Origin of the sequence: Nocardia sp. NRRL S-836, from assembly GCF_001279525.1 — a bacterium.
Lineage (GTDB): Bacteria > Actinomycetota > Actinomycetes > Mycobacteriales > Pseudonocardiaceae > Lentzea.
Genome location: NZ_LGDY01000103.1, coordinates 137,141 through 154,340 on the forward strand (window position 1 = coordinate 137,141; position 17,200 = coordinate 154,340).

The 17,200-nt window shown below is 70.7% G+C and carries 16 protein-coding genes; 7 read left to right on the top strand and 9 right to left on the bottom strand.

What is annotated here, in order from left to right:
- Nucleotides 1–603 precede the first annotated feature (603 nt).
- Nucleotides 604–960 carry a gamma-glutamylcyclotransferase family protein gene (locus tag ADL03_RS49710; RefSeq protein WP_231642148.1) on the top strand — a complete coding sequence of 119 codons (357 nt, stop codon included), beginning with the start codon at nucleotides 604–606 and terminating at the stop codon, nucleotides 958–960.
- Nucleotides 960–1,604 carry a VOC family protein gene (locus ADL03_RS22290; protein WP_053735454.1) on the top strand — a complete coding sequence of 215 codons (645 nt, stop codon included), beginning with the start codon at nucleotides 960–962 and terminating at the stop codon, nucleotides 1,602–1,604. Before ADL03_RS49710 ends, ADL03_RS22290 begins: the two co-directional genes overlap by 1 nt.
- On the opposite strand, the gene ADL03_RS22295 is transcribed toward ADL03_RS22290, so the two are convergent.
- From ADL03_RS22295 to ADL03_RS22315, 5 genes are read right to left on the bottom strand one after another with little or no spacing between them, the layout of a single operon-like run.
- Nucleotides 1,565–2,941, bottom strand: coding sequence for a cellulose binding domain-containing protein (locus tag ADL03_RS22295; RefSeq protein WP_053735455.1), 1,377 nt, complete (start codon nucleotides 2,939–2,941; stop codon nucleotides 1,565–1,567). The genes ADL03_RS22290 and ADL03_RS22295 overlap by 40 nt on opposite strands.
- Entirely contained in the window at nucleotides 2,938–4,377 is a 1,440-nt protein-coding gene (locus tag ADL03_RS22300; protein ID WP_053735456.1) for a beta-N-acetylhexosaminidase, read from the bottom strand. The genes ADL03_RS22295 and ADL03_RS22300 overlap by 4 nt, the downstream gene beginning before the upstream one ends.
- The gene (locus tag ADL03_RS22305) at nucleotides 4,374–5,195 is read right to left on the bottom strand and encodes a carbohydrate ABC transporter permease (protein WP_231642123.1); all 822 of its coding nucleotides are present in this window, start codon (nucleotides 5,193–5,195) and stop codon (nucleotides 4,374–4,376) included. The genes ADL03_RS22300 and ADL03_RS22305 overlap by 4 nt, the downstream gene beginning before the upstream one ends.
- Nucleotides 5,192–6,112, bottom strand: coding sequence for a carbohydrate ABC transporter permease (locus ADL03_RS22310; protein ID WP_197288550.1), 921 nt, complete (start codon nucleotides 6,110–6,112; stop codon nucleotides 5,192–5,194). Before ADL03_RS22310 ends, ADL03_RS22305 begins: the two co-directional genes overlap by 4 nt.
- Nucleotides 6,113–6,138: 26 nt before the next feature.
- Nucleotides 6,139–7,380: an extracellular solute-binding protein gene (locus tag ADL03_RS22315; protein WP_053735457.1), complete on the bottom strand. Its 1,242-nt coding sequence runs from the start codon at nucleotides 7,378–7,380 to the stop codon at nucleotides 6,139–6,141.
- Between the two features lie 180 nt (nucleotides 7,381–7,560).
- Here ADL03_RS22315 and ADL03_RS22320 point away from each other — a divergent pair, with 180 nt between their 5' ends.
- Nucleotides 7,561–8,265 (top strand): GntR family transcriptional regulator, encoded by a 705-nt coding sequence (locus ADL03_RS22320; protein ID WP_082373368.1) that lies wholly within the window; start codon nucleotides 7,561–7,563, stop codon nucleotides 8,263–8,265.
- Nucleotides 8,266–8,291: 26 nt separating this feature from the next.
- Here the strand turns inward: ADL03_RS22320 and ADL03_RS22325 are convergent, their stop codons facing one another.
- Entirely contained in the window at nucleotides 8,292–9,113 is an 822-nt protein-coding gene (locus tag ADL03_RS22325; RefSeq protein ID WP_082373369.1) for a DUF4239 domain-containing protein, read from the bottom strand.
- Between the two features lie 966 nt (nucleotides 9,114–10,079).
- Here ADL03_RS22325 and ADL03_RS22335 point away from each other — a divergent pair.
- Nucleotides 10,080–11,519, top strand: coding sequence for a hypothetical protein (locus ADL03_RS22335; RefSeq protein ID WP_157529082.1), 1,440 nt, complete (start codon nucleotides 10,080–10,082; stop codon nucleotides 11,517–11,519).
- Between the two features lie 324 nt (nucleotides 11,520–11,843).
- Here ADL03_RS22335 and ADL03_RS22340 read toward each other — a convergent pair whose 3' ends face one another.
- Together ADL03_RS22340 and ADL03_RS45660 are read right to left on the bottom strand one after the other, a co-directional pair.
- The gene (locus ADL03_RS22340; protein WP_053735461.1) at nucleotides 11,844–12,611 is read right to left on the bottom strand and encodes an amino acid ABC transporter ATP-binding protein; all 768 of its coding nucleotides are present in this window, start codon (nucleotides 12,609–12,611) and stop codon (nucleotides 11,844–11,846) included.
- On the bottom strand, nucleotides 12,608–14,074 hold the full coding sequence (locus tag ADL03_RS45660) for an ABC transporter substrate-binding protein/permease (RefSeq protein WP_082373370.1): 1,467 nt from the start codon (nucleotides 14,072–14,074) through the stop codon (nucleotides 12,608–12,610). The genes ADL03_RS22340 and ADL03_RS45660 overlap by 4 nt, the downstream gene beginning before the upstream one ends.
- A gap of 82 nt (nucleotides 14,075–14,156) precedes the next feature.
- On the opposite strand from ADL03_RS45660, the gene ADL03_RS22350 reads away from it, so the two are divergent.
- Nucleotides 14,157–15,647: a PIN-like domain-containing protein gene (locus ADL03_RS22350; RefSeq protein WP_157529084.1), complete on the top strand. Its 1,491-nt coding sequence runs from the start codon at nucleotides 14,157–14,159 to the stop codon at nucleotides 15,645–15,647.
- On the opposite strand, the gene ADL03_RS22355 is transcribed toward ADL03_RS22350, so the two are convergent.
- Nucleotides 15,619–16,191, bottom strand: coding sequence for a CGNR zinc finger domain-containing protein (locus tag ADL03_RS22355; RefSeq protein ID WP_053735463.1), 573 nt, complete (start codon nucleotides 16,189–16,191; stop codon nucleotides 15,619–15,621). The genes ADL03_RS22350 and ADL03_RS22355 overlap by 29 nt on opposite strands.
- Nucleotides 16,192–16,214: 23 nt before the next feature.
- Here ADL03_RS22355 and ADL03_RS22360 point away from each other — a divergent pair, with 23 nt between their 5' ends.
- Both ADL03_RS22360 and ADL03_RS22365 read left to right on the top strand, forming a co-directional pair.
- Nucleotides 16,215–16,877: an AzlC family ABC transporter permease gene (locus ADL03_RS22360; protein WP_082373371.1), complete on the top strand. Its 663-nt coding sequence runs from the start codon at nucleotides 16,215–16,217 to the stop codon at nucleotides 16,875–16,877.
- On the top strand, nucleotides 16,874–17,182 hold the full coding sequence (locus tag ADL03_RS22365) for an AzlD domain-containing protein (protein WP_053735465.1): 309 nt from the start codon (nucleotides 16,874–16,876) through the stop codon (nucleotides 17,180–17,182). The genes ADL03_RS22360 and ADL03_RS22365 overlap by 4 nt, the downstream gene beginning before the upstream one ends.
- Nucleotides 17,183–17,200 lie beyond the last annotated feature (18 nt).

The following is a 17,200-nucleotide window of genomic DNA, read 5'->3' on the forward strand; positions in this document are numbered from 1 at the left end:
AGTCACCGGTCCGCTCACCCGCTGCGCGTCGCCGTCGACGGCGTCACGGCGGCGGGCAAGACCACCCTGGCCCGCGAGCTGACCGCCGCCGTCGCCGCACGCGGTGTCCCGGCCGCCCACCTGTCGATGGACGGCTTCCACCACCCGCGCGCTCACCGGCACCGCCAGGGCCGTGACTCCGCCGACGGCTACTACGCCGACGCCTACGACTTCGCCGCGTTCGCCCGCGTGGTGCTGGACCCGCTCGGGCCGGGTGGTGACCGCCGCTACCGGCAGCGGATCATCGACCTGCGCGCGGACACCCCGGTCGAGGAACCGCCGCTGACCGCCCCCGAGAACCTCGTGCTCGTCGTGGACGGCAGCTTCCTGCAACGCGACCTGACCTGGGACGAGGTCGTCTTCGTGGACACCGCGTTCGACGTCGCCAAGGACCGCGGTACCCAACGCGACGCGACACTCCTCGGCGGCGTCGAGCAGGCCGCGCACAGCTTCGAGCACCGCTACCACTCAGCGAGCCGCCGTTATCTCGCCGAGGTCGGCCCGGCAGCGAGTGCCACGATCGTCGTCGGCAACGACGACGTCGCGAACCCGGTGCTGCGCCGCATCGGTGACCCGGCCGGTGCCACCGCACGGTTGTTCTCCTACGGCACCCTGCAGCGGGAACCGGTGCAGCTGCGGCAGTTCGGCCGCGTGCTCGCCGGTGAGCCGGACGTGCTGCCCGGCCACCGGCAGGACTGGGTCACGATCACCGACCCGGACGTCGTCGCGCTCAGCGGCACCGACCGGCACCCGATCGTGCGCCACACCGGCGATCCCGCCGACACGGCCAAGGGCACGGTCCTGACCGTCACGGCAGAGGAGCTCGCGGCGGCGGACGTCTACGAGGTCGACGACTACCGGCGGTGCCTGGTCGAGCTGGGCAGCGGTCCCGCCTGGGTCTACCTCGCCACCACGGACTGATGGAGGAGCACGTGCGGATCGACCACCTGGTGTACGCCGTCGCGGACCTGGAAGCCGGAGTCGAAGAGTTCGAGGAACGGTTCGGCGTGCGTGCCGCCGGTGGTGGTCAGCACGTCGGCATGGGCACCCACAACCGGTTGCTCGCCCTCGGCCCGCACACCTACCTGGAGCTCATCGCGCCGGACCCCGCGCAGCCCGAGCCCGCGCTGCCCCGCCCGTTCGGCGTCGACGGCATGGCCGGACCGGGCCTCGTCGGCTGGGCGCTCGGCACGGACGACATCGACGGGGCACGGCAACGCGCGGCGGCGAACGGCTTCGACCCCGGCCCGGTGATCGACGGTCAGCGCCGCACCCCCGAGGGCGCCGTCCTGCGCTGGCGCCTCACCACGAACGCCCTCCAGGGCGGTGTCATCCCGTTCCTGATCAGCTGGGGCACCACCCCGTCGCCGGCGGCCACGGCGCCGCAAGGCTTGGAGTTGCAACACTTCCACGTCGAACATCCCGACGACGTCACCGCACAACTGCGCGCGCTGGGCGCCGGCGTCGAGACGGGGAAGGGCCCGGAGCCCGCCCTGACAGCACGGATCTCCGGGCCCACCGGCACTCACACGTTGTCGACGTGGTCCACGCCGGAGCCGCGGTAGCCGTTCACCGCGGACGTCACCTGCGCGGGCGAGAGCACCCGGTCCTTCGCGAAGTACACCCAGTCGACCTCCTGCTGGTAGGCCCGCTCGGCGCCGCTGCCGACCAGGCCGCCGGAGATGAACCACAGGTTGAAGTTGATCGACATCGGCGTCTCCGGGTAGTACCTGTCACCGTGGTCGGCGACCTGGGCGCCGTCGATGAAGTACTTCACGCGGCCGCCGCCGACCTGGATCACGAGGTCGTGCCAGCCGGCCCAGCTCTGCCGCTGCTCGTTGTGGATGTTGTCGGCGACCCAGGGCTCGTTCTGGTAGGTCTCCCAGGTGGTCTCGTACATGATGTTGGCCGGTTCGCCCCAGCCGCCGTTCGGCAGGTACTCGAAGTCCATCTCGCCGTAGTTGGGGTCCATCGGCGCGTTCAACGGCGTGATGGTGAAGAACGTCTGCACCACGTGGTCGCCGTCCGGGCCGAAGACGGGCGCGTCGGAGAACTTCACGCGGGCCGCGTAGGTGCCCTCGAAGAACTTGCGCTGGTGGAAGAGCTCGGTCTGCGCGGCGGCCGAGCCGTTGTTCCACGAGTCGAGGCGCAGGACCTTCTGGCCGCCGACGGTCGGGAACGTGACGCGCGACGGGTCCCAGGTCGCGCCGGGCACGCCGGGGCCGCCACCGCCGGAGCGCACGGTCCAGCCGCGCTGAGCGATGCGGCTGTCGCTGGAGCTGGAGTAGTTGAAGTCGTCGAAGAGCGCCGGGCCGGTGCCGGGGTTCGACGACGTGGTGGTGGTCGTCGTCGTGGTCGGTGACGTGCCGCCGGGCGGGGTGCCCCACAGCAGCGTGCCGCCGCGGTGGACGGTGACCTTCGACCACGGCGAGTAGCTCGTGTCCGCGCGGAACGAGTAGTCGTCGCTCTGGACGATCCGGCTCCAGTTGCTGCGGTAGAACCTCAGTTGCAGGTCGCCGGTGTCGGCGCCGGGGCTGAGCGTGCCTGCGCCCGAGGTGAACCCGACCTCCAGGTAGCGGTCGGCCGGGCCGCCGGACAGGGTGCCGAACTGGCCGGTGACGTTGCCGCAGCCGCGCACCGCCCACGAGCAGGCGAAGCGGTAGCCGACGTCCGGGGTGTCGGACTGGAAGTAGTAGCGGATCTTGACATCGGACAGCGGCACGGTCGTGGTGCCGGTGTTGACCAGCTTCAGCCACGGTTCGACCTGGTCGACGGACGCGGCGGCGGCGCTGGTGCGGTGGTGGGCGGTGAGGGCGTCGGCGGCGAACGCGGAGGGCGCGGTCGCGAGGCCGGCCGCCGTCAGTGCGGCGGCGGTCAGGGCGATCAGGGTGCGTTTCTTCACGATTCTCTCCTGGGTACGGCAGGGGTGGACCGGGAGACGAGCTCCTCTCTTGTCTGAAGTGGACGGAGTGCCAGCTCGGTGAGGCGGGCGTTGTGCGGGCGCATGCGGGTCAGGAAGCCCTCCCACGACGGCTCGGCGGCCCAGAGCGTGTCGGCGAGTGCGGCGAGCCGCGGGAACGCCATCCGCTCCAGGTGTTCGCGGGTGCGGACGTGCTCGGTCCAGAGCTGGCACTGGGCGCCGAGCACGCCGTCGGGCAGCGGCACGTGGTAGACGTCCCGCGCGGTCACGACGAAACCGGGCTGGCCGGGTGGTTCGTCCGGCGAGTCGGACTGCGGGTAGTCGAGGTAGGTCGACGTGTGCGGGGCCATCACGACGTCCTGGCCGCGGTGCAGCGCCGCCCGCGCCTGGTCCGCGTCGCGCCACGGCATCACGACCGACCGCGGGTCACCGATCGGCTCCCACGCGACGGGCGTGCGGCCGTTGTCGAGCAGGAACCGGGCGGCCTGCCGCAGGAACCAGCCGCGGTCCTCCTCCGGCAACGGGCACTCGTCGCCGCCGATGTGCACGTGCGAGCCGGGGAAGATCTCCAGCACCTCGGCCAGCACGGCGCGGCAGAACCCGGCGGCGTCGCGGTTGAACGCGGAGTCGCTGATGCCCCACCGGGTCCAGACCGGCAGGTTCCGCCCGTCCCCCAGCTCGGGGTAGGCCGCGATGGCGGCACGGGCGTGGCCGGGCATCTCGATCTCCGGCATGATCCGCACCCCGCGCCCGGCCGCGTACGCCACCAGGCCCACCAGCTCCGCCCGCGTGTAGCTGCCGCCGTGCGGAACGCCGTCGCCGTCGGTCTCCGGCCGCCAGCCGCCGACCTCGGTGAGCCGCGGGTAGCCCGGCACCGGCAGGCGCCAGCCCTGGTCGTCGGTGAGGTGCAGGTGCAGGACGTTCAGCTTGTGCACGGCCATCAGGTCGACGAACCGGCGCAGCACGTGCACCGGCTGGAAGTGCCGCGCCACGTCGAGCATCAGCCCGCGCCACGGCAGCCGCGGCACGTCGCGCACGTCGACGCCGGGCAGCACCCAGTCCACATCGGACACTCGCGACGACCGGTACACCGCGGCGGGCAGCAACTGCCGGATCGTCTGCACGCCGTGCATCAGGCCGACGGTCGTGCCGGCACGCAGCAGGACGCCGTGCTCGGTGACGGTGAGCGCGTAGCCCTCGCGGCCGAGGCCGACCAGCCGTTCGTCCAGCGCCACCACGATCCGCCCGTCGTTGGTCGACGGCAGCGGCAGCCCGGTGGCCGGGCGCAGCAACGTGCGCAGCATCCGGGCGGCCCCCTCGGCGCCGGGGCCCGGCCGGATCGCGGTCTCCGCGGTGAGCGGAAAACCCCTGCCCCTGGCGACCATGCGCGTGGGTTGTGGCACGAGCACAGGTGTCATCCCTTCACCGCTCCCCCGACGATGCCGGTGGTGACCCGGCCCTGCAGCACGACGAAGATCAGCAGCACCGGCAGCATGAACAGCGTCGAGGCGGCCATCGTGGCGCCCCAGTCGGTGCCGAAGGTGTTCTGGAACGACGACAGCCACACCGGCAGCGTGCGGTCGTCCTGGTCCTTGATGATCAGCACGTTGGCGAAGGCGAACTCGTTCCACGCCGTGATGAACCCGAACAGCGAGGTCGCCAGCAGCCCCGGCGCGAGCAGCGGGAACACCACGCGCCGGAACGCCTGCCCGCGCGTGCAGCCGTCGACCAGCGCCGCCTCCTCCAGGTCGGGCGGGATGGCGGCGAGGAACCCGCGCAGCGTCACGACCGTGAACGGCAGCGTGATCATGAAGTAGACCAGCGTGAGGATCCAGAGCGTGTCGAGCAGGCCGGTGTCGCGGGCGATCACGTAGATCGGGATCAGCAGCGCCTCCCACGGCGTCATCTGCGCGACGAACACCATGAGCACGAACGCCCGCCGCCCCTTCCACCGCAGCCGCGCCACCGCGTACGCCGCGAGCAGGGCCACCAGCAACGCCAGCAGCACCGCACCGCCCGCGACGATCAGGCTGTTGCGCCAGAACGAGAAGAAGCCCGGTGCGGCGACCGCTGTGCCGAAGTGCTCGAAGGTCACCGGGATCGGCAGGAACGTCGGCGTCGCGCTCTGGATGTCCCGCGTCGGCTTGACCGCCGTCAGCACCATCCAGTACACCGGGAACACCGCCACGGCGAACACGACGAGCGCCGCGACCGTCCTGAGCACCCGCCCGGTCACGCGTCCCGCTCCTGCCGGTAGAGCACGCGGAAGTACGCGAGCAGCGCGATCACCAGCAGCAGCACCATGAGCATCGACACGGCGGCGCCGAGGTCGTAGCGCTGCAACGACTGCGCGACCTGGAAGGCGTACACCGGCAGCGTCGTCGTCGCCTGGCCGGGCCCGCCCTGGCTGATCACCCAGATCTGCACGAACGCCTTGACCACCCAGATCACCTCCAGGCACGTGATCAGGCCGAACATGGCCCGCAGCACCGGGAAGGTGATCGTGGCGAACACCCGCCACGCACCGGCGCCGTCGATCCGCGCGGACTCGTACAGTTCAGTCGGCACTGTGACCATCGCGGCGTATAGAGACAGCGCGGCGAACGGCACGGACTGCCACACGATCAAGCCGACGAGGATGCCGAACGTGGCCTCGCCGTCGGCGAACCAGGTGTAGTCGCGGTACTGCTCGAACCCGAGCGCCACCAGCAGCCAGTTGACCACGCCGAGCCGCGACTGGAAGAGCCACTGGAACACCGTGGTGGCCGCGATGACGGGCGTCGCCCAGGTGAGCACGAGCCCGCCCATCACCAGCAGCCGCAACCACTTCCCGAGCCGCATCAGCAGCAGTGCGACCAGCGTGGACAGCAGCATGATCAGCACGACGTTGACCGCGGTGAACCACAGCGTCCTGCGGACCACGGCCCAGAACTCCGGGTCGGCGAGCACCTTCGCGTAGTTGGCGAACCCGGCGAACTGGGCGTCACCGCGCACGAGCTCCGGCAGCCCGAACCGCTGGAACGAGATGATCACGTTGCGCACCAACGGGTACACCAGCAGGTACGCGGTGGTGAGCACGGTCGGCGCGATCAGCAGGTACGGCAGCACCGCGCGTTTGCGGCGCTTCGGGGAGGGTGAGGCCGCCGGCGTCACCGGCCGCTCCACCAGCAGCGTCGCCACTACTTGCCCGAGTTGAGCGCTTGGGTGATCACCGCGTCCGCCTTCGCCGCCGCCGTGGCCGGGTCGGTGCCGGTCAGCACGGCGGTCTGGAACTCCTTGATCGGGTTGCGCGCCTCGACGGGGGCCCAGTTCGGCGAGTTCGGGGTGGCGTGGCCGTTGGCGGCGCCCTTGGCCATGGCGGTCGTGCCGGGGTCGTCGCCGATCTTCGTGGCGAGCGACCTGCGGTTGGGCACGTAGTTCATCGTCTTGGCCAGCTCGACCTGCCACCTCTCCCCGGCCAGCGCCTTGACCACCTCGTAGGCGCCGCTCTGCCGGGCCGACGCGAGCGGGACGATCAGGTCGGAACCGCCGGTGAACACGGCGCCGGGCTGGTCGGCGGTCTTGCCGGGGATCGGGAAGAACCCGAGCTGGTCGGCGAGCGCCGGGTTGGCCTTGGCGACGAGCTTCGCGGAGCCGGGTGCCGCGATGTACTGCGCGACCTTGCCGGTGGCGACCACGTCGGTCTGCTGCGGCTTGGCCTCGTCGGAGTCCTTCGGTCCGTCGCCGAGCGCCTGCAGCTGCTTGTAGAAGTCCATGCCCGCCAACGCCTGCGGCGTGTTGAGCGTGCCCTTCCAGCTGTCGCCGGCCTGCCGCGCGAGGTCGCCGCCCTCGTCCCAGACGAAGCCGGCGAGGGTGTACCAGTTCTGGCCGGGCAGGTAGATGCCCTGCACGTCGCCCTGGTCGAGCTTCCGCGTGGTCTCCAGCCACTCGGCGCGGGTCTTCGGCGGGGTGAGCCCGGCGGCCGCGAACAGGTCCTTGCGGTAAATCACCACCCGGTTCGCCGCGTAGAACGGCACGCCGAACTGCTTGCCGTCCACCGCACCGGGCTGCGCCAGGCCGGGGATCCAGTCGTCACCGCCGAGCTCGCCCTTCTTGCCGCTGAGGTCGGTGACACCCTTGCTGGCCACGTACTGCGCGACCTGGGTGTTGCCGACCTCGATCACGTCGGGCGGATCGGTGCTGGCCAGCGCGCTGGTCACCTTCTGCGTGATGCCGTTCCACTCCTGGATCTGGATCTTGAGGTCGAGCCCGCCGTGCTCACGTTCGAACTCGGTCTCGAACCGCTGCACGAACTCGTCGGTCGCGGTGTCCTTCATCAGCCAGACGGTGATCTCCTCCCTGCCCCCACCTCCCCCGCCGGAGGTTCCGCAGGCGGACAACGCGAGAGCCAGCACGAGCAGGGCGGCAGAGCGACGCGGCACGGCTCACCTCTCCGGAGTGATGTGACCAATTGGTCAGGTCCGATGGGTGAGGTAGAAAGTGGCATAGACCACTTCTCGCGTCAATAGCCTGGTTAGACGCGTGAGAGCGCTCTCGATCTCCAACAGTCAGGTTACTTACCAGTGGTATGCAATACTGGCCGCTCAGCCGGCGGAGGTGCCATGGGAGAGCCGATCCTCAAGCGCGAGCGGGTCCGCGACCACCTGCTGGAGCTCATCGAGACCCACCCACCCGGCGCCCCGATCCCGGCCGAACGCGTGCTGTGCCAGCAGCTCTCGGTGTCCCGCCCGACGGTCCGCAGCGCCGTCGAGGAACTGGTCAACCTCGGCCTGCTGGTCCGCCAGCACGGCCGCGGCACGTTCGTGGCCAGGGCCAAGATCACCCAGGAGCTGGTGTCCGACGCGCATGCCATGGCCGTGCCCGCCGCGTCCGGCACGTGGTCGAGCCGCGTCCTCGAACACGCCAAGCTCCCCGCGGGCGCCCGCGTCGGCCGCCGCCTGCACGTCTCACCGGCCGCCGAGATCCACTACACCGCACGCCTGCGCCTGGTCGACGGCGAGCCGATGGCCATCGCGCACCTGCACGTGCCGGTGGCCATCGCGCCCGGCCTGACGTTGCACGACATGGAGTCCGGCGACTTCTACGACCGCTTGCGCGAGCACGACGTGCACGTGAGCGAGGCCGTGCAGTCGATCGAGCCGACCGTCACGAACGACGCCGAGGCCGCATTGCTGGCCGTGCCGGTGCTCGCGCCCGCGCTGCTGTTCGAGCGGCTGACGACGGACGCGCAGGGCCGGCAGGTCGAGTACGTGCACTCGATCTACCGGGGAGACCGGTACAAGATCGTGTCACGCCTGACGTTCTAGGCCGCCGGACGCGGCGCGACCGCGCGCTAAGGGCTTTGGTCGACCGGGATGTGGTCGAGCTCCTCGGACACGTCGGTGAACGCGTCGGGCTCGACGTGCAGCCAGCCCTCGTACGGGTGCGCGATGCCCACGCACACCACGCACACGCCGGCGAGCACGCCCGCCGTGATCGCCATCTGCACGATGTGGCGCAGGCGGGCCGTGAAGCCGACGAGCAGCGGGAACACGATCATCATGGCCGCGCCGACGAGCGTGGCGGCCAGCATGAACTGCCCGGTGGCGCTCAGGCCCTGTGCGGCGTCGACCCGTTCGCGGCGCAGGTCGCGGATCGACCGGACGCGTTCGACGATCTGGGTCCGTGCGCTCTGCACCTGCTCGGGGGTCGCCGGGAGGTTGACGGCCTCCCGGTGCAACGAGTTGAGCAGCTCGTCGGTGTTCTCGTCGCCACTGCCCTCGGTCAGCCGCGGCCACTCCCTGTCCGCGACGGATTTGGGGTAGTCGCGGAGGAGGGAGCGGATGCGGTCGCGTTGCGGTTGCGGGAGAACGGCCGTCTGCCAGTAGGCGTCGGCGACCGCGGCGGACTCCGAGCCCGAGTTGTTCTCCACGTCGGTGGCGTTCTCCCAGACGATCACCGTGTAGAACGCGAGCGCGACGATGAACAGGCCGCTCAGCACGGCGCCGAGGAACCCGCGCGAGTCCGCGTCGCGGTCGTCGGACTGCTCGTGCTCCCTCGACCGTCCGACCAGGACGGTCGCGACGATGGTGGCCACCACGGCCGCGCCGACGATGGCGAGGATCATCAGCATCCGCGTGGTTCCTTCACTGCCGGGGACTTCAACGGCGTCCATGATGGACACAGGTCGCCGTGCGGTGGCCAGCTCAGCGCCCAGGAATCACGCTTTGCGGCACTGATCCGCGGCCGGGCGGGTGGTGCGCCACCTGTTCGTGCCCGACGGTGGGGACCTTGTGGGTGACGGCGTGCCCCTGCCTTCCCGAACGAGGGAACCGGCCCGGTCCGTCCTCTACGGACGGTGAGTTCTGCCTGTTCGCGGCGCATGACAGGGGCGCTCGGGCCGTGTCATCCTGACCCGTCCCTTCGCTGGGAGGAGCTGGTCGCGTGCGCGCTGTCGTCGTCCTGTCCGCTGTCGTGGTGTTCCTGGCCCTGTGCACGCCGGTGCTGCCGTCCAAAGCCGCCGAGACCTGGCACACGCAGTTCGACGCGGCGGTGTACGGCGACGTGGCGGTCGTCGGCAACACGGTGGTGACGTGCCCGACGCCGGCGCAGGCCGGTCCCGACCCGAGGTACCCGCCGCAGTCCTGTGTGGACGGGCAGCAGCGGGTGGGGCACGGCCGCGGCAGCCTCAACAACAGCCACCGGATGATGTGGACCGACGTCGACGCCGACCCGTCGACGTTCAACTCCTCGCGCGCCCGCGTGTCGATCCCGGACGGCGCGGAGGTCGCCTACGCGAAGCTGGGCTGGGCGGGCAACGCGCGGTGCGTCAACGGGTCCGCGCCACCCGGCGACCCGCGCACCCAGCCGGTGAGCCTGGCCGTGAACGGCACCGCGGGCGTGGTCGACCGGTTCAGCGCGGCGGTCGACGACCCGGCCTCGATCGGGCACACGGACAACCAGTTCTACAGCGCGGAGTCCGACGTGACGGCCCGGTTCGCCGGCGTGCGCGGCAGCGTCCTGCTCACGGTCGGCAACGTGTGGACGCCCCAGGGCCCCGACTGCTTCGGCGGCTGGTCGATGACCGTCGTGTGGCGCTTCGCCGGCGCCAGTTCCGCCGCCCCGGCCCAGCGGCGGGGTGGTGCACGGCGGGCACGTCCGGCTGAGCACCTCCGCCCGCACCATCCGCACCCAGGTCTCCCCCACCCGCGCGGCCGGTGGCGTGACCCGGCTCGGCATCGTCGGCTACGAGGGCGACTGGGGCACCGCCGGTGACCACGTGCTGATCAACGGGTCCGCCCTGGGAGGCCCGGACCGCGGCAACTTCTTCATGTCGGCGGCCGACGGCGCGGTCGCACCGGCCGTGCCGAACAACATGAGCGTGGACGCCCGCACCGTGCCCGTGCCGAGCGAGCTGCTGCCACCGGGCGCGCGGACCGCCGAGCTGACGCTGGACCGCGACGAGGACGCGTTCCTGGTGCAGAGCCTGGCGTGGTCGTTCCCGATGCCGGGCTTGGCGCTGAACGTGACGCCCGGCGCGCTGGCCACGTACCCCGGCGGCCAGGTCAGCCGGACGGCGGCGGTGACCAACGTCGGCGAGGCCCCCGCCGCCGACGTGGTGGTCTGCGGCCAGGACGCCGGCACGCTCGCCCCCGGTGCCACGGCCTCGCGCACCTGCGTGTCGACGGCCGGGCAGGACGACTTCTCCGCCGTCACCGAGGTCTCCGGCAAGAGCCTGGCCGGCGACCCGGTGACCGCCAGCGCCGCCACACCGGTCGACGTGCTGCACCCGGCGTTGACGGCGACCACCTCCGCGTCGCCGACCACCGTGCTGCCGGGCGCGCAGATCACGCTGACCACCGTCGTGACCAACAGCGGTGACGCCGTGCTCTCGGGCGTCTCCGCGCGCAGCTCGGTGGACTGCGGCTTCGTCCCCCGGCTCGACCCCGGCGCGTCGGTGACCGTGGAGTGCACGGTCACCGCGGGCGAGGAGAGCGGCACGGCGGTGGTGAAGGTGACGGCCGCGGACCAGCTGGGCGGTGCGGTGCAAGCGGAGTCGTCCGCGAAGTACACGGTGATCTACCCCCGGCTCACGATCGCCGCCGCCTGGTCGACCGACCACGCCAGGGACGGGGAGCTGGTGACGATCACCGTGACGGTCGGCAACCCGTCCGCCGTCACGATCTACGACGTGCGCGTCACCGGCGAGCCGGCGTCCTGCCGCCGGAACATCCCCTTTCTGGCGCCGGGGCAGCGCGTGACCTACACCTGCCAGGCCGTGGCACCCGTCGACGCCCGGCTGACCGTGTCCAGCGGCATCACCGGGACGGCGATCAGCGACTCCGCGGTGGTGCGGATCGCATCGGTGTCGGAGCCGCCACCGGTGTCGGAGCCACTGCCCCCGGCGGCGCAGCCGGTGCCCCCGCGACCGGTGGCCAAGCCGGAGCCCGCCGCTCCCGTTCCGGTCGCCGTGGTGCAGTTGCTGCCGATCTCGAAGCCCGCGGTCGGCGGTATCGCGGCGATCCTCAGCGCGGTGGTGATGGCGCTGGTGGCGAGCGTGCTGTCCGGCGTGCGCCGCTGACCGGCCTGCGTCATTGACCGACGCGCAGCGCTGACCCGCGTGCGTCCCCGACCGGCGAGTGTCGCCGACCGGCGTGCGCGGCTGAACGGCGTACGTCATTGACCGACGCGCAGCGCTGACCCGCGTGCGTCCTCAACCGGCGTGCGTCCCCAACCGACGTGCGTCGCCGAGGGGCGTGCGTACTCAGCCGGCGTGTGTCGCTGACCGGCGTGCGTCCCCCACAGGCGTGCGTCCCCCACAGCCGTGCGCCACCGACCAGCCCACCTCGTGCCACGACCCCCGGCCACCGGCTCACCACCGGCCCGCCACCGGACGGCTCCCGCGTCAGCCCGGATCCAGGATGCGTTTGAGGAACCGGCGCGTGCGCTCCTCCCGCGGGTCGCCGATGACCTGCGCACTCGTCCCCTGCTCGACGATCAGCCCGCCGTCGAGGAACAGCACCTGGTCGGCCACGTGCTCGGCGAACCGGATCTCGTGGGTGACGACGACGAGCGTCCAGCCCTGCGCGGCCAGGTCCTTGATGACCGCGAGCACCTCCCCCACCAGCTCGGGGTCGAGTGCGGACGTGGGTTCGTCGAACAGCACCACCCGCGGCTTCAGCGCGAGCGCCCGCGCGATGCCGACGCGCTGCTGCTGGCCGCCGGAGAGCTGCGCCGGGTAGGCGTCCGCGCGGTCGGCGAGCCCGACCTGTTCCAGCAGCACCTTCGCGGCCGCCACGGCTTCCTCGCGCGGCCGTCGCTGGGCGACGACCGGGCCCTCGATGATGTTCTCCACGACCGTGCGGTGCGGGAACAGGTTGTGCGACTGGAACACCATGCCGCTCTGCGCGCGCAGCCGCTCCTTCTGCGCCCGCCCGGCCTTGGCGCCGGGCAGCCGCGCGAAGTCGACCTCGACGTCGTCGATGCCGACGACACCGCGTTCGGGGGTCTCCAGCGCGTTGAGCGAGCGCAGGACGGTCGTCTTGCCGGAACCGGACGGTCCGATGAGGACGGTCGCGGTGCCCTGCTCGGCGGTGAAGTCGACGCCGCGCAGCACCTGGTTGTCGCCGAAGGACTTCTCCAGGCCGTGTACTCGGACGCGGGGCTCGGTCATGCGATCACGTACCTGCTCAGTCGGGTTTCGAGACGTTTCTGGGCACCGGACAGCGCCACGCACACCACCCAGTAGTAGAGGCCGGCGAACGAGTACAGCACCAGGAACTCGTTGCTCTCCGCCGCCGCGAGCTGGGACTCGCGGAACAGCTCGGTCAGCAGCACCACCGAGCCCAGCGACGTGTCCTTCAGCAGCGACAGCAACGTGTTCGACAGCGGCGGCACGGCCGTCCTGGCCGCCTGCGGCAAGACGATCCGGCGCAGCGTCTGCGGGTAGTCCAGCCCGATCGTCTGGGCCGCCTCGAACTGCCCCCTCGGCACCGCCAGGATCGCCGACCTGACCACCTCGGCCGCGTAGCCGGCGACGTTGAGGCTGAACGCGATCACCGCAGCGGTGAACGGCGGGAACTTCAACCCCACCTGCGGCAGCCCGTAGAACACGATGAACAGCTGCAACAGCAACGGCGTGCCGCGGATGACCGAGATGAACGCCCGCGCCAGCCCGCTGAGCACGCGATAGCTGGAGATCCGCGCCAGCGCGACGAGCAGCGCGAGCGCGAGACCGATCGCGAAGCTCAACGCCGTCAACGGCACCGTGACCTTCACCAGCCCCACGAACATCGGCCATGCCGTGCTCCGCACGACCTCCCACGTGCTGCGCGGCCCCCGGTTCCCGCTGAGGTCGGCGGTGCCACCGTCGGGCACGGACACGTTGGCCCGGAAGTACTTCTGCGAGATCGTGCCGAGCGTCCCGTCGACCTTCAACGCCTGGATCGCCTGGTCCGCCTGCGCCTTGAGCCGCTCGTCGCCCTTGCGGAAGGCCAGCACCTGCTCACTGCCCTCGTCCCCGGCGTTGCCGGCGATCTCGACGTCGGTGCTGCCGGTGCTCGCCAGGTAGTCCAGCACCGCGATGTTGTCGTTGACGATCGCGTCCACCCGGCCCTGGGTGAGCAGTGCGGCGGCCTGCGCGAACCCCTCGACCGCCTCGACGTTCGCCCCGGCGTCCCGCGCGACCTTCGCCCAGTTGCTCGTGCTCGACTGCGCGGTCGTCCTGCCCCTGAGGTCGGCGAGCGTCTTGATCCGCTCGTCACCCTTCCTGCGCACCACGACCCCGCGCGAGTACGTGTAGGTGTCCGACAACCCGTACTTCGCGCCCCGCTCCTCGTTGCGCGAGACCTGGTTCGCGATCACGTCGATGCGGTTCGCGTCCAGCGCCGGGAAGACCGCGTCCCACTGCGTCTCCACGAACTCCAGCCGCCACCCGGCCTTCGCACCGATCGCCTTGACGACCTCGATGTCGTACCCGGTCAGCTCCTGCGAGTTCGGGTCGTGGAACGAGAACGGCGGATACGTTCCCTCGGTACCGACGCGGACCACGGCCTGTTCTTGGCCCGCACTCGCCGGCGCGGCCGCCGTCGCCAGCAGCAGGAGGAACAGCACCGCGCCCTTGAGCACGTGTCGCATGGATGCAGGTTAGAGCCCATCCGGGTGACCCCGCTCGTTGATCCACTATGCGGGAGCCCCCGTCTCGGTACGCTCCCCGGCCGTGACGGGTGGGATGTTCGACGGCTTCGAGGACTACCGGACGGCGACCGAGGACGACTACCGGCGGACGCTGACCGGCGGGATGGTCGTGTTCGACGCCAACGTGCTGCTCAACCTCTACCGCTTCAACAGCACCACCCGCGCCGACCTGATCAAGGTCATGCAGTCGCTCGGCGACAGCCTGTGGATCCCCCACCAGGTGATGCGCGAGTTCTGGCGCAACCGCGAGTCGGTGATCGACCAGCTCGGCGAGACGCCCAGGGAGTCGCTCGCCAAGCTCGACAAGGCCCGCCAGGACGCCGAGGAGGCCGTGCGGGCGTGGAGCAACCGGATCTACCTGCCGGAGGGTGAGCGGGACGGGTTGCTGACCCGGTTGAACGGCGCCTTCCAGGCGGTGCGGCACACGATCAGCGAGCAGGCTGCCGCGAACGCCCACCCGCACGACACGAACGCTGACACGATCGTCGCGACGCTCAGCTCGATCCTCGGTGGCCGGACGGGTGCGGCGTTGCCGCCCGAAGACCACGACGCCGCCGTTGTCGAGGCTGAGCGCCGGATCGTGGCGAAGGAACCGCCCGGCTACCTGGACAAGGACAAGGCTGACGCCGATGAACGGGCCGGCGACTTCCTGGTATGGAAGCAGGTGTTGCTGGAGGCCGAGCGGCGGTCCTGTGACGTGCTGCTGGTGACCAGTGACGTCAAGGACGACTGGTGGCGGCGGGCGAAGGGGCAGTTGCGCGGGCCGCGGTGGGAGCTGATGGCGGAGTTCCGGCGGTCAACGGGGCACCGGCTGTTCATGATCACGCCGTCGGAGCTGATCCGGCGGGCGGACGCGTTGACGGACGTGCACGTGAACCCTGAGTCGGCGGAGAACATCGAACGCGTCGAGAACATCGATGCGGAGCCGGTACCGCATGACGTGGCGAGGGAGCTGGTGCTGGAGATCGATCGCAGGATGGCGCAGAACAAGGCGACCACCCTCACGTCGTCCGCAGAACATCGCGCGATATCGGAATGGCTCGATGACCCGGACATCGGCGGAGTGCTGGACGACTACTTCCACCCAACCGCTGCCCGCGAGTGGATCGAGAAGACGGTGTTGAGACCACGCCTGTCGGCCCTGTACGGGGTGGGCCCTCACGCAGAACTGGTCAGTCTGCGATTCCAGTCCGCAGACGAGATCATCGACACCGTATGTGGGACGGACTGGCGTGTGGAGCCAGGAACCCTTGGCATCCGCCCCTACAACTGCATAGCGACGAACGGTGTTGACCGCCGGTACGTCTGCTGGGGCTTCGACAACTATTTGAACGAGCTGCTGACCGCCGCAACGCAGCAGCAAACCGAGGGACTCGGCAGGCCACTGATCGTGTTCCTGCACCTCGGAACGTTGCCTGATCGCGAGTACCTCACAGCGGAGCTCGACAAAGTCGGCGTAGACGCTGCTTATCTGAAACGGGAGCTCAGGCCGAACCCCGACTACGTGGGCTGACGCCCTTCCGGGCCCGGTGCGCCTTCACGTGCACCCGGTTCCCGCACACCGCCGGACTGCAGAACACCCGCGACTGGTTCCGCGACAGGTCGACGAACACCGCGAAGCAGTCCGGCCCGGAACACCGGTGCAACCGCGACACCCCGCCCTGCTCGATCACCGCCAGCAGCCCGAACGCCGCGTGCCCCGCGACCCACGCCGGCAACGACACCCCGGGACGCGTCAGGTGCAGGTGCCACGGCACCCCGTCGTGCCTCACCAGCTCCGGCACCAGCCCGGACGACGCCACCAGCGCGTTGGCCGCGAAGACCGAGTGCGTCTCGAACACCGTCCGCAACGGCTCCCGCAACGACCGCACCGCCGACACGTCGGCATCGGAGGCGTCGGCACCGGACCAGCCGCGTGCGCGTGCCAGGGAAGTCAGAAGCGCAGGTGACAGGTCGTCCACGCCCACGCTGTGGCGGTAGGAGTTGACGACGTCCTCGGCCAGCGTCACCACCGGATCTGCGTAATCACCGAACCGCATCTTGACCCCTTTCGCCACCCATCATAGCGTAAGTAGTCATTATGGCTGATGCTAATTACACGAGCGCGCGGACGATCAGACTGCAGGCCATCGCGCCGGTGGCCACGGCCGCGTTCCTCTTCGGGATCTCCTTCGGCGCGGTGGCGACGACGGCCGGGTTCGGCATCGAGTCCGCGCTGCTCATGTCGGCGACCACGTTCGGTGGTGCGGCGCAGGTCGGGTCGGCCGCGGTGCTCGCGGCGGGGGGTGGGGCGCTCAGCGCCATCCTGGCGGGTGTGCTGCTCAACCTGCGGTACCTGCCGATGGGCGTGACGGCGTCCACCGCCTACACCGGGCCCTGGTACTCGCGCGCGGCGCAGGCGCAGTTGCTGGGTGACGAGACGTGGGCGTTGAGCAGAACGCCCGATGGCGGGCATGACGCGCGGTTGTTGCTGCAGGCCGGGGCGACGGTCTACGTCGTGTGGCTGGCGGGCACCGCCATCGGCGTGTTCGCGTTCAAGAACGTCAGCGTTGAGGCGTGGGGGCTGGACATGGTCAGCCCGGCGATCTTCTTCGCCCTGCTGTGGGGCCAGCTCGACTCGCCGAAGACGCGCGTCGCCGCACTCGCGGCGGTCGCGGTGGCCCTCGTCCTCGTGCCGTTCACCCCGGCCGGCGTCCCGATCGCGGTCGCCAGCCTCGTCTGCCTGATGGGACTTCTGCGATGAGCAACGTGTGGTGGGTCGTCGTGGTCCTGGGCGTGATCACCGTCCTGGTCAAGGCCGCGGGTCCGGTGGCGCTGGGCAACTGGACACCGTCGGAGAAGGCCAAACGGGTGCTCACCCTGGTGTCGCCGGTCGTCCTGTCGGCACTGATCGCCGTGCAGGTCTTCACCAGCGGTCACCACTTCCAGCTCGACGAGCGGGCCGCGGGTCTGGGTGCCGCGTTCGTCGCCCTGCTGCTCAAGGCACCGCTGCTCGTCGTCGTGCTGGTCGCGGTGGCGGCGACGGCGGCCACGAGGGCGTTGTTCTGAGCACAGAACCGGCAGCGC

Excerpts from the sequence above, each read along its gene's own strand:
- ADL03_RS22290 (WP_053735454.1), top strand. The coding sequence starts at position 960 with ATGGAGGAGCACGTGCGGATCGACCACCTGGTGTACGCCGTCGCGGAC.
- ADL03_RS22300 (WP_053735456.1), bottom strand. The coding sequence starts at position 4,377 with ATGACACCTGTGCTCGTGCCACAACCCACGCGCATGGTCGCCAGGGGC.
- ADL03_RS22320 (WP_082373368.1), top strand. The coding sequence starts at position 7,561 with ATGGGAGAGCCGATCCTCAAGCGCGAGCGGGTCCGCGACCACCTGCTG.
- ADL03_RS22325 (WP_082373369.1), bottom strand. The coding sequence starts at position 9,113 with ATGGACGCCGTTGAAGTCCCCGGCAGTGAAGGAACCACGCGGATGCTG.
- ADL03_RS22340 (WP_053735461.1), bottom strand. The coding sequence starts at position 12,611 with ATGACCGAGCCCCGCGTCCGAGTACACGGCCTGGAGAAGTCCTTCGGC.
- ADL03_RS45660 (WP_082373370.1), bottom strand. The coding sequence starts at position 14,074 with ATGCGACACGTGCTCAAGGGCGCGGTGCTGTTCCTCCTGCTGCTGGCG.
- ADL03_RS22360 (WP_082373371.1), top strand. The coding sequence starts at position 16,215 with ATGGCTGATGCTAATTACACGAGCGCGCGGACGATCAGACTGCAGGCC.
- ADL03_RS22365 (WP_053735465.1), top strand. The coding sequence starts at position 16,874 with ATGAGCAACGTGTGGTGGGTCGTCGTGGTCCTGGGCGTGATCACCGTC.